The 15,022-nt window shown below is 71.6% G+C and carries 9 protein-coding genes; 5 read left to right on the top strand and 4 right to left on the bottom strand.

Annotation, left to right across the window (positions count from 1 at the left end; all coding sequences use genetic code 11):
* Positions 1-18: 18 nt before the first annotated feature.
* From ASG05_RS11825 to ASG05_RS11815, 3 genes are all read right to left on the bottom strand, one after another.
* Entirely contained in the window at positions 19-2,184 is a 2,166-nt protein-coding gene (locus tag ASG05_RS11825) for a DEAD/DEAH box helicase (protein ID WP_056260991.1), read from the bottom strand.
* A gap of 298 nt (positions 2,185-2,482) precedes the next feature.
* On the bottom strand, positions 2,483-5,641 hold the full coding sequence (locus ASG05_RS11820) for an efflux RND transporter permease subunit (RefSeq protein ID WP_056260988.1): 3,159 nt from the start codon (positions 5,639-5,641) through the stop codon (positions 2,483-2,485).
* Positions 5,642-5,826: 185 nt separating this feature from the next.
* Positions 5,827-7,266 carry a PLP-dependent aminotransferase family protein gene (locus ASG05_RS11815; protein WP_056260985.1) on the bottom strand — a complete coding sequence of 480 codons (1,440 nt, stop codon included), beginning with the start codon at positions 7,264-7,266 and terminating at the stop codon, positions 5,827-5,829.
* A 61-nt stretch (positions 7,267-7,327) separates the two neighbouring features.
* Here ASG05_RS11815 and ASG05_RS11810 point away from each other — a divergent pair, with 61 nt between their 5' ends.
* Both ASG05_RS11810 and ASG05_RS11805 read left to right on the top strand, forming a co-directional pair.
* A complete protein-coding gene (locus ASG05_RS11810; protein WP_056260983.1) occupies positions 7,328-7,954 on the top strand; it encodes a YitT family protein in 627 nt (208 codons plus the stop codon).
* 135 nt (positions 7,955-8,089) lie between these two features.
* Positions 8,090-10,384, top strand: a complete 2,295-nt coding sequence (locus ASG05_RS11805) for an APC family permease (RefSeq protein ID WP_082486735.1) — start codon at positions 8,090-8,092, stop codon at positions 10,382-10,384.
* Between the two features lie 17 nt (positions 10,385-10,401).
* On the opposite strand, the gene ASG05_RS11800 is transcribed toward ASG05_RS11805, so the two are convergent.
* Positions 10,402-11,400, bottom strand: a complete 999-nt coding sequence (locus ASG05_RS11800) for a LacI family DNA-binding transcriptional regulator (RefSeq protein WP_056260981.1) — start codon at positions 11,398-11,400, stop codon at positions 10,402-10,404.
* A gap of 231 nt (positions 11,401-11,631) precedes the next feature.
* Here ASG05_RS11800 and ASG05_RS11795 point away from each other — a divergent pair, with 231 nt between their 5' ends.
* From ASG05_RS11795 to ASG05_RS11785, 3 genes are all read left to right on the top strand, one after another.
* Positions 11,632-12,885, top strand: a complete 1,254-nt coding sequence (locus tag ASG05_RS11795) for an extracellular solute-binding protein (RefSeq protein ID WP_056260979.1) — start codon at positions 11,632-11,634, stop codon at positions 12,883-12,885.
* Positions 12,886-12,978: 93 nt separating this feature from the next.
* Complete coding sequence (locus ASG05_RS11790) at positions 12,979-14,067, top strand: carbohydrate ABC transporter permease (RefSeq protein ID WP_056260977.1); 1,089 nt, start codon at positions 12,979-12,981, stop codon at positions 14,065-14,067.
* Positions 14,064-14,990, top strand: a complete 927-nt coding sequence (locus ASG05_RS11785; protein WP_056260975.1) for a carbohydrate ABC transporter permease — start codon at positions 14,064-14,066, stop codon at positions 14,988-14,990. Before ASG05_RS11790 ends, ASG05_RS11785 begins: the two co-directional genes overlap by 4 nt.
* Positions 14,991-15,022: the final 32 nt, after the last annotated feature.

Below are 15,022 nucleotides of genomic sequence, written 5' to 3'. Positions count from 1 at the left end.
GCGCCCCGAGGACGGCTGCTACGCCTGCACGCCCGCGAGCTCGTCGATCAGACGGTCGCCCGATCGGGCCTCGATCATCTCGGCGTCGATCTCGGCGCGGTCGAGCAGCTCCTCCATGCGACGGCGGCGCTGGCGCGTGATGAGGGTGACGACGGTGCCCTCCTTGCCTGCGCGGCCGGTGCGGCCTGAGCGGTGCATGTAGGTCTTGTACTCGTCGGGCATGTCGGCCTGGACGACGAGCTCGATGTCGTCGACGTGGATGCCGCGGGCGGCGACGTCGGTCGCGACGAGCACGTTGACCTTGCCGCTCGTGAGCAGCTGGAGGTTGCGCGTGCGTCGGGCCTGGTTCAGGTCGCCGTGCAGGCTCGTCGACCGGATGCCGGCGTCCTCGAGCTGGTCGGCGAGCTGCTCGGCGAAGGCGCGGGTGCGGGCGAAGACGAGGGTCTTGCCGCTGCCCGACGCGAGCTGCTCGATGACGGCCGTCTTGTCGCGCTGCTCGATCAGCAGCACGCGGTGGTCGATCGTGGCGCTGGCCTGGTCCTCGCCGGCGACCTCGTGCACGGCCGGATCGACCAGGAACTCGTCGACGAGCTTCGCCACGCCCTTGTCGAGCGTCGCGCTGAACAGCAGCTTCTGGGCGCGGGCGCCGTCGGGGCGGACCGTCGCGGTCTCGCGGATGATGCGCTGCACCGGCTCGAGGAACCCGAGGTCGCACATGTGGTCGGCCTCGTCGAGCACGGTCACGACGACCTCGCTGAGGTCGAGTCGACCCTGGTCGATGAGGTCCTCGATGCGACCGGGGGTGCCGATCACGATGTCGACGCCGCGGTTGAGAGCACCGACCTGGCGCTGCTGCGGCACGCCGCCGTAGACCTGCGTGGTGAACAGGCCGACCGAGCGGGCGATGGGCTGCACGGTGCGGTCGATCTGCATCGCGAGCTCGCGGGTCGGGGCGAGGATCAGCGCACGGGGCTTTCGGCCCATCTTGCGGTTCTTCGCACCGTTGTTCTCCATCAGCTTCTCGACCAGCGGGGCGCCGAAGGCGATCGTCTTGCCCGAGCCCGTGCGGCCGCGTCCGAGCACGTCGCGCCCGGCGAGCACGTCGGGGATCGTCGCCGCCTGGATGGCGAACGGTGCGGCGGCGCCCATCGAGGCCAGCTGGCGCTCGATGTTGTCGCCGAGGCCCAGGTCGCCGAAGCTCACGCCCTCGACGTCGGCCGCGGTGACGACCTCGGCCTTGAGCTTCTCGAGCTTGACGTCGTCCTCGGGCGAGTAGTGCGTGGCCGCGTCGCGCTTCGGGTAGAAGTCGCTCGACCGGTCGCCGACGCGTGCCGGGCGGTCGTTGCGGTCGCCGCGGTCGCTGCGGTCGAAGCTGCGGGGCGCGCGATCGTCACGGGCGGGTCGGTCGCCGCGGTCGAAACCACCGGATGCGCGGCCACCGCGCTCGGGACGGTCACCGTACGGACGCTGCGCGCGATCGTCGCGAGCCGGACGGTCGTAGCTGCGCGGGGCACGCTCGTCACGCGAGCGGTCGTCACGAGCCGGGCGGGCGTCGCGGTCGAAGCTTCGCGCCGGGCGGGCGTCGCGGTCGTACCCGCCGGAGGCGCGGCCACCGCGCTCGGGACGGTCACCGTACGAACGCGGTGCGCGCTCGTCACGCGAGCGGTCGTCTCGGGCAGGACGGTCGCTGCGGTCGAAGCTGCGGGGAGCACGATCGTCGCGGGCGGGGCGGTCGGAGCGGTCCCACGAGCGGGGCCCGCGGTCGGAGCCACGGGCGGCGTCGCGTCCGCCGTCAAGACCGTAGCCGCGAGCGGCCTCGCGGCCACCGTCGCGACCGAAGCGCGGGGCGGCGTCGCGTGCGCCGTCGCGGCCACGCTCGCCGTTGCGGCCGTCGAAGTCGCGGTTGCCGAAGCGGTTGCCGCCGGCCGACTTCTCGCGGGGCTCCCAGTTCGGTCGGCGGTCGTCCGAGCGGGCGGCGCCGGGGGCACGGTTGCCGCCGCCGTCACGGGTGCCGAACTCGCGGCGTCCGCGCTCGGCGCGCTCGCTCGCGTCCCAACGCTTCTTGGGGGCGGGGGCCCCGACCTCGTCGGCGCGGTGGCCGCGGTGCTTGGGGCTCTTCGAGCCGGCCTTGGGAGCGCCGCCGGTGCGGTCGGTGCGCGGGCGGGAGTTGTCGTAAGGAGACATGGAGGAGTTCTTTCCGGGCTTGTCAGAGATGACGCGAAGAAATACCCGGGCAGCCGTTGACCAGGACCGTTCACAATCGTGAATTCATCCCGTCGTGACTCGACGGGAATCCGGCCCACAAGACTTACAAACCCTCGTGCTGTTCAAAGCTGTGCATGATCGGCACCCACGGGTGCCGATGTGCGCGCGCCACAGGCGCGGTGTCTTGAGCCGACCCACCTACGATACCCGAGCCTCCCCCGAACCGGAAGCCCCGCCTCCTCGGCCGACCGGACCCGACACGAGAAGGACGTCACGGTCAGCCCCGGGCGGCCCCGGCCTCAGCCGCGCGGGCCCCGGCCTCGGCAGCCCGCCGATCGGCCCGGCGTTCGCCGATGCGCTCGTACAGGTAGTAGATGACCGGTAGCACGACGAGGGTCAGCACCGTCGACGACACGAGCCCGCCGATCACGACGATCGCCAGCGGCTGCGAGATGAAGCCGCCGTGACCGGTGACGCCGAGCGCCATCGGGGTGAGGGCGAAGATCGTGGCCGCCGCCGTCATGAGGATCGGCCGCAAGCGTCGCGACGCCCCCTCGAGCAGGGCCTCGCGCACCCGCAGGCCCTTGTCGCGGTACTGGTTCACCAGGTCGATCAGCACGATCGCGTTCGTCACCACGATGCCGACCAGCATGAGCACGCCGATCAGCGACGCGACGCCGAGGGGGACGCCCGAGGCCAGTTGCAGCAGGATCGCCCCGGTCGCCGCGAACGGGATCGACACCAGCAGCAGGATGGGCTGGATCAGGCTGCGGAACGTCGCCACCATCACGATGTAGACGATCAGGATGGCGATGAGCACCGCGAGGAAGAGCTGCGAGAACGCGTTGGCCTGGTCGGCCGTCGCCCCTCCGATCGTCGCGTCGGTGCCGTCGGGCAGGTCGACGGCCGCGACCGCGTCAGAGACCTCGGTGCCGGCGGCCGAGAGGTCGTCGGTCGAGGGCGTGATCGTCACGGTCGCCGAGCGCACGGCGTCGGTCGTCGTGACCGAGGTCGGCCCCGTCGTCTGCTCGACCGTGGCGATCGAGTCGAGCCGCACCGGCCCCGTCGGGCTCGGCAGCTCGAGGGCCCCGAGCTCGTCGATGGTCGCCGGCGGGGTCGGGTCGACGGTGTAGACGTCGACCGAGCTGTCGTCGATCTCGAGCGACCCCACCCGGAAGGGCTGGAGCGCCTGCGACACGATGCCACCCACGGCGACCTCGCTGTAGCCGAGTGCCGCGGCGGCCGCGCGGTCGACCTGCACGCCGATGATCGGCTGGGCCGCCTGCAGGTTCGAGCTCGCCTCGGCCGTGCCGGGCAGACCCTGCACCTTCGTCAGCACGGCGTCCGTCGCGGTCTGCAGGCTGTCGGGGTCGGGGGCGGTGACGTCGACGGTGATGTCGTTGCTCGTGCCGAAGCCGCTCGACGCCGACACCTCGATCTCGCCGGCGTCCGACACGTCGGCCAGCTGCGACCGCACGTCGGCCTGCAGTGCGTCCTGGTCGGCGCTCTCGTCGGTGGTGATCGAGTAGGTGACGGTGCTGTCGCCCGACCCGCCCAAGAAGCTCGCGATCGACGTGCCGCTCGACCCGATGGTCAGCTGCACCGTCTCGATGCCCTCGACGCCGTCGAGCACCTTCTCGACCCGGTCGGCGGCGTCGGACTGGGTCTGCAGGCTCGACGCCGGCGGCAGGGTCTGGGTGACGGTGAACGTGTTCTGGCCGCTCGCCCCGAGGAAGTTCGTCTTCATGAACGGGATGACGGCGCCCGTGCCCACGAGCACGAGCAGCGCGACGAGGATCGTCACGACCGGCCGCTTGAGGGTGCCCCGCAGCACCGGCACGTACGCGCGACGCAGGCGGTCGAGCGGCCGGGCGTCGGACGGGTCGGAGGCGCGGGTCGTCAGCGACTCGACCGTCGCGCCCTCGACGGCCGCGGCCTCGGCGCCCGGAGCGTGCTTGTGCGCCTTCGGCGCCCGGAGGAACCAGTACGCCAGCACCGGCACGATGGTCAGCGCGACGAACAACGACGCGACGAGCGCGATGGTGACGGTCAGGGCGAAGGGCCGGAACAGCTCGCCGGTGATGTTGCCGACGAACGCCAGCGGCAGGAAGACCACGACGGTGGTGACCGTCGACGCCGTGATGGCGCCCGCGACCTCGCGCACGCCCACCGTGATGGCCTCGAGCCGGTCGACGCCCGCCGTGAGGTGGCGCTTGATGTTCTCGATGACCACGATCGAGTCGTCGACCACCCGGCCGATGGCGATGGTCAGGGCGCCGAGGGTCAGGATGTTCAGCGTGTAATCGGCCGCCTGCAGGCCGATGAACGTGATGAGCACGCTCGTCGGGATGCTGATGGCCGTGACGATCGTCGACCGGATCGACAGCAGGAAGATCAAGATGACGACCACGGCGAAGACGAGCCCGAGCAGCCCCTCTTCGGCCAGCGAGTCGATCGACTGCTGGATGAACGGCGCCTGGTCGAACACGACGGTCAGCTCGACCCCGTCGCCCAGGTCGGAGGCGAGGCTCGGGATCGCGTCGCGGACGGTCTGCGACACGTCGACGGTGTTGGCGTCGAGGGTCTTGGTGATGGCGACCGTCAGGGCGTCCTGCCCGTCGACGCGGCTGATGGACGTGACGGGCGCGCCGGTCAGCTGCACGTCGGCGACGTCGCCGATCGTGGTGGCCGAGGTGGCGTCGAGCAGCGGCAGGGCACGGATCTCGTCGACGTTGGTGAGTCGCTGACCCGCCTGGATCGACAGCGTCTTGCCGTCTTGCGTGATGGTGCCGCCGGGGATCAGCGTGCCGTTGGCGTCGAGGGCGTCCTGGAAGGCGGCGGTCGTCAACCCTCTCTCGGCGAGGGCCGTCTGGTCGGGCGAGATGGTGACGCGCTGACCGGCGTCGCCGTAGATCGAGGCCTCGCGGACGCCGTCGAGCTTCTGCAGGTCGGGCACGGTGACGTTCGTCAGGCGGTCGACGAGCGCCTGCGAGTTCGCCGAGTCGTAGCCCGTCACGGCGATCTGGATGACCGGCAGGTCGGCCAGGCTGCCCGTGACCACCTGGGTGTCGACGGAGTCGGGCAGCGTCAGGCGGTTGATGGCCGACTGGATCTTCTGCTCGGCCGAGTCGAGGTCGGTGCCGTAGGTGAACTCGGCCGACACCGTGCTCTGCGAGGTGCTCGACGTCGCCGAGGTGCCCTCGAGCCCGGGGATGATCTGGACGGCTTGCTCGATCGGCGTCGAGACGTCCTCGTTGACGACCTCTGGCGTGGCGCCCGGGTACGAGCTGACGATCGCGATCTGCGGGAACTGCACGTTCGGCGCGAGCTCTTGCTTGAGCGAGGTCAGGGCGATGCCGCCGAAGACGGCGACGACGATGGTGACGAGGGCGATCAGCGCGCGGTTGCGCAGGCTGAAGACGGACAGCAGGTGCACGGTGCTCCGGTGGTGAGGGGAGAGCGAGGGAGGAGGCGGCGGACGACGTCCACCGCACCTCCATTGTCACCAGCCTCTCTGGGAACTCGCGGCGGCTTCTTGCACGCCGCGCAGGACGACGACAGCTCGCCCGGGTGGGGACGAGCCGATGCCCCGCGGGGCCGAGGAGGCGCGGGTCGCGCCCCTCAGACCACCTCGGCCAGCAGCGGCGAGGCCGGCGCCTGCACGCCGTCGATGCCGTCCCACGCGGCGCGCAGGGCGGCGAGCGCGCGGTCGGTGTCGCTGTCGGCGTAAGAGAACGGCACGCGCACGAACCGCTCGAAGGCCCCGTCGACGCCGAAGACCGGACCGGCGGCGAGCAGCAGCCCCTCGCGGCGGGCGGCCAGGGTGAGCTGTGAGCTGACCGGTGCGCCGAGCCCGACCCAGGTCGTGAGCCCGCCGGCCGGCGACGGCACCTGCCACGACGGGAACTGCTCGCGCAGGCCCCGGACGACGCGGTCGCGACCTCGTCTCAGGTGACCGGCCCGCGCCTCCAGCACGCGGTCGAAGTCGCCGAGCAACTCGGCGACGACGAGTTGCTCGAGCACGGGCGTGCCGAGGTCTCCGGCCGAGCGGGCGCGCACGAGCCGGTCGACGAGCGGGCGCTCGGCACGGATCCAGCCGATCCGCAGCCCGCCCCAGAGCGACTTGCCGACCGAGCCGATCGAGACCGCCCGGCCGTACGCCGCCATCGGCCGGGGGGCGTCCCGACGGTCGTCGATCGCCATCTCGGCCATCGTCTCGTCGGCGATCACCACCGTGCCCTCGGCGGCGGCCGCCTCGAGGACGCGCACGCGCTGCTCGGCGGGCATGGTCGCCCCCGTCGGGTTGTGGAAGTCGGGCATCAGGTACGCCACCGGGGGGCTCGTCCGACGCAGGGCCTGCATCAGCGACGCCTCGTCCCACCCGTCGTCGACGGTCACGCTGACGGGCACGAGCCGTGCCCCGGCCCCGCGCAGGGCCTCGAACGCGTGCGGGTAGCCGGGCGCCTCGACCACGGCACGGTCGCCGCGCGAGACGAGCACGCGGGCGAGCAGGGCGATGGCGTGCTGGGCCCCGAGGGTGACGACGATCTGGTCCGCGCTCGTCGCGAGCCCGCGGCGTCGGTACCGCTCGGCGATCGCCTCGCGCAGCACCGGCCGCCCGACCGGGTCGTAGCCCGAGTCGTCGAGGTAGGCGCCCAACCGCCCCGCCGCACGCTGGGCCGCCTCGGCGATGCCGTCCACCGCGGGCAACGCCGCCTTGGTCAGGTCGAGCAGCCCCTCGGTGGTCGTCGGGCGCGGCACCGAGGCGCGCGCCGGCAGGCGGACGACGCTGCCGCTGCCCCGCACGCTGTCGACGTGCCCCGAGTCGCGCAGGGCCGCGTAGGCCGAGGCCACGGTGGTGCGGCTGACTCCGAGGTGGGCGCAGAGGTCGCGCTCGGACGGCAGGCGCGTGCCGACCGGCAGCCGCCCGTCGAGCACGAGCAGGCGGATGCGGTCGGCGAGCGCCAGGTAACCCGGAGCCGAGGAGGCGCGCCACGAGTCGAGCAGGGCGTTCAACGCCCGAGACGAGACGGTGGTGGCACCGTGGTCGAGGTTGGTCACGCGGCCACCCTAGGCCGATTGGCCTCTTGCCACCAGGCCAGTCGGGCGATTGGATCGACCCATGCTCTTCTCCCGCCGCCTGCTCCAGCTGTTCGTCGGCCTGATCGCCTACGGCTTCGCGATCGCCCTGATGGTGCGGGCCGGCATCGGCGTCGCCCCGTGGGACGTGCTGTCGCAGGGCCTCTCGCAGCGCACGGGCCTCTCGTTCGGCACCGTCACGTTCGTCACGAGCCTCGTCGTCCTGCTGCTCTGGATCCCCCTGCGCCAGCGGCCGCGCTTCGGGACGCTCGCGAACACCCTGATGATCGGCCCGGTCGCCGACCTGGGCCTGCATCTGCTGCCCCAGCAGACCGTGTGGTGGGCGCAGGGCCTGACCTTCGCCGGCGGCCTGCTGTTGCTCGCGGTCGCCAGCGGCCTCTACATCGGCGCCGACTTCGGGCCGGGGCCGCGCGACGGCCTCATGCTCGGGCTGCACACCCGGCTCGGCTGGCGGGTGGGCGTCGCCCGCACCGTCATCGAGGTCACGGTGCTCGCCGTGGGCTGGCTGCTCGGCGGCCAGGTCGGCATCGGCACGGCGGCCGAGGCCCTGCTGATCGGGCCGCTCGTCGCGGTCACCCTGCCGCTGTTCGCGCGGCGCCGGGTGGCGACCTCCGTGGTCGCCCCGGCCCGCGCCTCCTCGTCCGCCTGAGCGGCGCCCCGCCGTCGCCGACGCACCCCCGGCCCTCTGCAGTACGAACCAGTTCGGACGAACCCTCCCTGATCGGGAATAAACCGCCCGCGAGCGAAGTTGACAGCCCCTCGCACGGGAGTAGAGTCGCCGCTCGTGACCAACGACACCCGGTCGCCGAAGCGCTGGCTGATCGGTGAACCCCTCCCCTCGGAGAAGCTCGAGGGGCAGCTGCTGCCGAAGCACCTCGCACTGCCGATCTTCGCGAGCGACCCGCTCAGCTCGGTGGCCTACGCGCCGCAAGAGCTGCTGATGATCCTGCTGATCGGCGGGCTCGGGTTCCTCACGCTGGCCCCCTGGGTCGCCGTGGCCGTCGTCGTGCTGCTGCTCGTCGTCGTGGCCTCGTACCGTCAGCTGATCAAGGCGTACCCGTCGGGCGGCGGCGACTACGAGGTCGCCCACAGGAACCTCGGCGAGAAGGCCGGCCTCGTGGTCGCCTCGGCGCTGCTGGTCGACTACGTCATGACGGTGGCGGTGTCGGTCGCCTCGGGCGTCGACAACATCATCTCTGCCGTGCCCGAGCTGGCGCCGGTGCGCGTCGAGCTCGCGATCTTCTTCGTCGTCCTGCTGGCCGCCGTGAACCTGCGGGGCGTCCGCGAGTCGAGCAAGGCCTTCGCCGTGCCGACCTACCTCTTCGTGTCGAGCGTCTTCGTCATGATCGTCATCGCCCTCGTCCGCACGGCGCTCGGCGACCCGCCCGTCGCCGAGAGCGCCGACTACACGGTGCAGGCCGACCAGCTCACGCAGGCCGCCTTCGTCCTGTTGCTGCTGCGCGCGTTCTCGAGCGGCTGCTCGGCCCTGACCGGCGTCGAGGCGATCGCCAACGGCGTGCCGGCGTTCCGTCGCCCCAAGGTGCAGAACGCCCAGAAGACGCTCGTCCTGATGGGCAGCATCGCCATCGTGCTGTTCGCCGGCCTGGTCGCGGTGGCCCTCATCGCGAAGGTGCACTACGCCGAGGACGCCTGCGACCTGCAGGGCTTCGTCGACTGCGCCACCACGCCGCAGCGCAGCCTCGTCGCCCAGATCGCCAGCGCGGTCTTCGGCGGCGCCCTGTTCGGCATCCCGTTCTACGTGATCCAGGCCTGCACGGCGGCCGTGCTGCTGCTCGCGGCGAACACGGCGTTCAACGGGTTCCCGTTGCTCGGTTCGATCCTGGCCCGCGACCAGTACGCCCCGAAGGCGCTCAACACGCGCGGCGACCGGCTGATCTACTCGAACGGCGTCATCGTGCTGGCCCTCGTGGCCTGTGCCATCCTGCTCGTGTACCAGGCCAGCGTGACGGGCCTGATCCAGCTGTACATCATCGGCGTCTTCGTGTCGTTCACGCTCGGGCAGACCGGCATGGTCGTGCACTGGACCCGCATGCTGCGCGAGGGCTGCGCCGACCGCGGCGCCGTCTACCGTGCCCGGGGCATCAACGCGTTCGGCGCCCTGCTGACGGCCTCGGTGCTGATCGTCGTGACGGTGACCAAGTTCACGCACGGCGCCTGGCTGGTGTTCGTCATCATGCCGATCCTGTTCGTGCTGATGCTCGGCGTGAACCGCTACTACCGCGACGTGCTGGTCGAGATCGAGCCCGACGCCACGACGCAGTTCGGCTCGCACGGCGACCACGCGATCGTGCTGGTCGGCACGATGCAGAAGCCCGTGCTCAAGGCGCTCGACTACGCCATCGCCGCGCGTCACGAGTCGCTGGAGGCGATCCACGTCGGCATCGACGACGAGGCCACGGCGCTGCTGCAGCGGCAGTGGGCCGAACAAGACATCGACGTGCCGCTGCGCATCGTCGCCTCGCCGTACCGCGACATCAGCATGCCCCTGATCAAGTACATCAAGGCGCACCGCGAAGAGCACGGCAGCGAGGTCGTGACGGTCTACACGCCCATCTACATCGTCGGCCACTGGTGGGAGGCCGCCCTGCACAACCACAAGAGCCGCCGCATCCGCCAGAAGCTGATGCTCGTGCACGGCGTGACGATCTCACTCGTGCCGTGGCTGCTCGACTCGTCCGAGGTGCTCTACGGCCGCAGGTCACGGCCGATCCCCGGTCAGGACCGTCGCGGCGAGCCGATCCGCCCCCGCCCGGTCCCCCGCCGGGTGCTCGAGCCGGCCGGTCGCCGGTCGGGTGCCGCCGGTGGCGCCCTGGGTGCCGACGCCGGCCCCGAGGGCCGTGCCGGCGCGGCGGTCGAAGGAGGCGCGGTGCAGCGTGGCCTCGACGCCCAGCCCGGTCAGGGCGGCGCGGCCGGCACGGCCGGCTCGAAGCCCGGGCCGAAGCAGACGCCGCGTGCCCCGGGTTCGGCCAAGGGCAACCGCGGAGGCGGTGCCGCCGCCCGCAAGGCGCGCTCGGCCGCCCGCAACTCGACCGGCACCGCCCCCCGCAAGAAGAAGTAGCCGCGCCTCGGGGCGCGTCAGCGCCAGATCGTGCGCGGCCGCAGCAGCCGGTGCCTCGGCTCGCTGTCGTCGAGCAGCAGCGACAGCACGGCCCCCGCGACCTCGACGAGCGGCTGCTCGACGCTCGACAGCCCGAGCGCCGAGGCGACCGGGGTGTCGTCGTAGCCCACGACCGGCACCGTCGAGCCGAGCACGACCGACGCCCCGAGGGCGAGGGTGTCGCTGGCGCACACCACGGCGTCCACCGTGACTCCCGCGGCGAGCGCCGAGCGCACGGCGGCCGAGGCGAGGGGCACCGAGTCCTCGACGGCCAGGTCGAGGGCGTCGATCGAGGCCGGGTCGAGCGCGCCCCGCGACCCGAGGGCGTCACGCCAGCCGCGCCTCCTGTCGTCCCCGGCGCCCGACCCCTCGGGCCAGCCGAGGAAGGCCACGTGGGTCGCGCCGCGCGCCAGCAGGTCGTCGGTCGCCGAGGCCACACCGGCCCGGCCGTCGACGTCGACCCAGCGGTGCTGCGGGTCGCCCATGTCGTCGAGCCCCCAGGGCCGTCCGAAGGTGACGAAGTCGGCACCGGCGTCGATGAGCCACTCGGTGCGCGGGTCGTCGAAGAAGGTCGAGGTGAGCACGAAGCCGTCGACGTCGGCACCATCGAGCAGGCGGCGGAACTGGGCGATCTCGTCGTCGGGCCCGGCCGCGGTGTACAGCAGGATGCGGTGGTCGCGGGCGTCGGCCTGCTCGGTGACGGCGTGCAGGAAGCGGTCGAGCACCGCGCCCGAGATGCCGTTCTGCACGGGGTCGAGCCGGATGCCGATCGTCGAGCTCTTGCGGGTGCGCAGCCTCCTCGCCGACGCGTGCGGGCGGTAGCCGAGGTCGGCGATGGCCCGCTCGACGCGACCCCGCGTGTCGGGGCGCACGATGTCGGGCGCGTTGAGCACGTTCGAGACGGTCTGCCGAGAGACCCCGGCGACCGATGCGACGTCGCTGACGGTCGGGAGGCGCGGTGCGGGCACCCGAGTCATCTCGCCCTCCGCCCCGGCGCCGGTCGGCGGCCTCCGGTCACGTTACCCCAGGGCTCGGGCGCCCCCGGCGGCTCCCAGCGCTCCGGTCTTGACACCCGCCGGGCGGCCTGCTTACTCTGACCTCACGGATTTGATCGATCAAATAGATCGTCCACCCCGCTCCACCCGGCACCACACCCCGACCCGACCACAGCACCCGCACCATCGCAACGACGCGACGAGAGGCCCACCATGCGACGACGCACGACCCGCCTGGCGGCAGCAGCCGCCCTCACGACCATCACCGCCCTGGGCCTCACGGCCTGCGGCTCCGGTTTCAGCGAGGGGTCGGGCGCCGCGAGCGACGGCGCCCTCACCAGCAGCGACGACTCGCTCACCGTGCTGATCGGCTCGAGCGGCGACGCCGAGACGAAGGCCGTCACCGACGCCGTCGCGAGCTGGTCCGACGACTCGGGCACCGGCGCCGAGGTCAGCGTGGCCTCCGACCTGCCGCAGCAGCTCAGCCAGGGCTTCGCCTCGGGCAAGCCGGCCGACGTGTTCTACGTGTCGACCGACACGCTCGCGGGCTTCGCCGGCAACGGCAGCCTGCTGGCGTACGGCGACCAGCTCGCGAACAAGGGCGACTTCTTCCCGACCCTCGTCGACAGCTTCACGCTCGACGACCAGTTCTACTGCGCGCCCAAGGACTTCTCGACCCTCGGCCTGATCATCAACACCGACATGTGGGCCGCGGCCGGCCTGACCGACGCCGACGTCCCGACCGACTGGGACTCGCTGAAGGCGGTCGCCGCCAAGCTCACGACGGCCGACCACGTGGGCCTGGCCTTCAGCCCCGAGTACGCCCGGGTGGGCGCGTTCATGGCGCAGGCCGGCGGCGCGGTGACCAACGCCGACGGCACCGAGGCGACGCTCGACTCGCCCGAGAACGTCGAGGCGCTGACCTACGTGAAAGACCTGCTGACCAGCGGCGACGCCGCGTTCTCGAGCGACCTCGGCGCGGGCTGGGGTGGCGAGGCCTTCGGCACGGGCAAGGCGGCGATGACCATCGAGGGCAACTGGATCACCGGCGCACTCACCAACGACTACCCCGACGTGTCGTACCAGGTGGCCGAGCTGCCCGCCGGCCCCGGCGGCCAGGGCACGTTGCAGTTCACCAACTGCTGGGGCATCGCCGCCGACAGCCCCAACCAGCAGGCCGCCGTCGACCTCGTCGAGCAGCTGACGAGCACCGACCAGCAGCTCGCCTTCGCCGACGCGTTCGGCGTCATGCCCTCGATCCAGTCGGCCGCCGACACCTGGAAGTCCGACAACCCCGACCAGGCCGCGTTCCTCGACTCGGTCGAGTTCGCCCAGGGCACGCCCACGCAGGACGGCTCCGCCGCCGTGATCAGCGACTTCAACTCGCAGCTCTCCGGCCTCAAGGACGGCGACCCGAAGACGATCCTCGAGTCCGCGCAGAAGAACTTCGAAGCGATCCTCCAGTAGCCCTCGGGGCACCGCGCCTCCCCCGGCGCGGTGCCTCGAGCTCCCCGACCCGAGACAGCGCACGAAAGAGACAGCGCACGAAAGGCAGTCCCCATGACCGCGATCTCGACCAAGGCCCCCCGCCGGCGCAGCGCCGTCTCGCGCGGCGAGGGCCTCTCGGGCTGGTTGTTCGTCTCGCCCGTGCTGATCGTCCTCGGCCTCTTCCTGGCTGTTCCGGTGCTGATGGCCCTCTGGGTCAGCGTCTCGGACTGGACCGGCCGGGGCTCCCCCTTCGCGGCCGGCGTCGGCTTCGTCGGGGCGCAGAACTACCGAGAACTGCTCGGCGGCGGCGGCCTGGCCGAGCGCGACTTCGGCCTGAGCCTGCGCAACAACGCCTGGTACGTGATCCTCGTCGTGCCGATCCAGACCGCGGTGGCCCTGCTGCTCGCCGTGCTGGTGAACCGCCAGGTGCTGCGCGGCCGCGGGTTCTTCCGCACGGCGTTCTACTTCCCGTCGGTGACCAGCTCGGTCGCCATCACCGTGCTGTGGCTGTTCCTGTTCTCGCAGAGCGGCGCCGTGAACAAGCTGCTCTCGTTCGTCGGCGTCACCGGGCCCGCGTGGTTCAACGATGCCAGCGGCGTGCTGCACAACCTGCTCGCCGTCGTCGGCGTCACGCAGCCCCCGGCCCTGCTGGCCGACCACACCGCCCTCGGCGTCAGCTGGTGGGACTGGCTGGCCGGGCCGTCGGTCGCGATGTCCGCGTTCATCCTGATGGCCGTCTTCACCACCAGCGGCACGTTCATGCTGCTCTTCCTGGCGGCCCTGCAGAACCTCGGCGGCGACGTGCAAGAGGCCGCGATGATGGACGGCGCGAGCGGCTGGCAGCGCTTCTGGCGCATCACGCTGCCGCAACTGCGACCGACGCTCTTCACGGTGCTCACCCTCGGCCTCATCGGCACCTGGCAGGTCTTCGACCAGATCTACACCGGCACCCAGGGCGGCCCGCAGAAGACCACGCTGACGCCCGCCTACCTCTCGTACACCTCGGCGTTCGGCGAACAAGAGTGGGGCCGCGGCGCGGCCATCGCCTTCGTGCTGTTCGTCATCATCGTCGCGTTGACGATCCTGCAGCGCATCGTGCTGCGCGAACGGGCCGTGTCGAAGAGACGCACCCGGCTCTACACGACAGGAGTCGAGCGATGACCACCACCGCACCGATCGCCGACCGGGTGAACCCCTCCTCGCCGGTCGCGCCTCCCCCGCCCTCGCCCCGACCCGTCGGCCGAGAGCCCCGCAGCACGCGACGCGTCGCGGGCACCTCGGTGCTCTACGCCGTGCTGATCGTCATCGCGGCGATCTACATCCTGCCGTTCCTGATCAACGTCGCGACGTCGTTCAAGACCGACCCCGAGGCGGCCTCCGACCCGCTGGCGTTGATCCCGATCACGCCGACGGTCGCCGCCTACCGCCAGCTGTTCCTCAACAGCGACTTCCCGACCTGGTTCCAGAACTCGGCGATCGTGACGATCGTGGTGACGCTCGGGCGGGTCTTCTTCAACTCGCTCGCCGGCTACGCCCTGGCGCGGCTGCAGTTCCGGGGGCGCAACGTCATCTTCGTGCTGCTGATCGGCGTGATGGCGGTGCCGACGGTCGTGCTGCTGATCCCGAAGTTCCTGGTCATCAACCAGCTCGGCATGTACGACTCGTACTCGGGCATGATCGTGCCGCTGCTGACGGACGCCGCCGGGGTCTTCATCATGAAGAACTTCTTCGAGTCGATCCCCCGCAGCGTCGAGGAGCAGGCCCGCATCGACGGCGCCGGCACCTTCCGGGTCTTCTGGTCGATCGTCCTGCCGATGGCCCGGCCCGCGCTCGTGACGATCATCATCCTGTCGTTCCAGGGGTCGTGGAACGAGCTCTCGCACTTCATCGTGTCGACCCAGTCGCCCGAGCTGACCACCCTGACCAAGGGCGTCGCGAGCCTCGCCTCGGGGCAGCTGAGCCAGGGGTCGCAGTACCCGATCAAGCTCGCGGCCGCCGCGGTGATGACCATCCCGGTCGCGATCGTCTTCTTCGTCTTCCAGCGCCGCATCATGAACGCCAGCGCCGGGGCCGTCAAAGAGTGACCCGCACCGCGACCCCCACCCCGTCGCACCCC

Origin of the sequence: Frigoribacterium sp. Leaf186, from assembly GCF_001423905.1 — a bacterium.
Taxonomy (GTDB): Bacteria; Actinomycetota; Actinomycetes; order Actinomycetales; family Microbacteriaceae; genus Frigoribacterium.
This window is presented reverse-complemented; position numbering and strand designations above follow the sequence as displayed.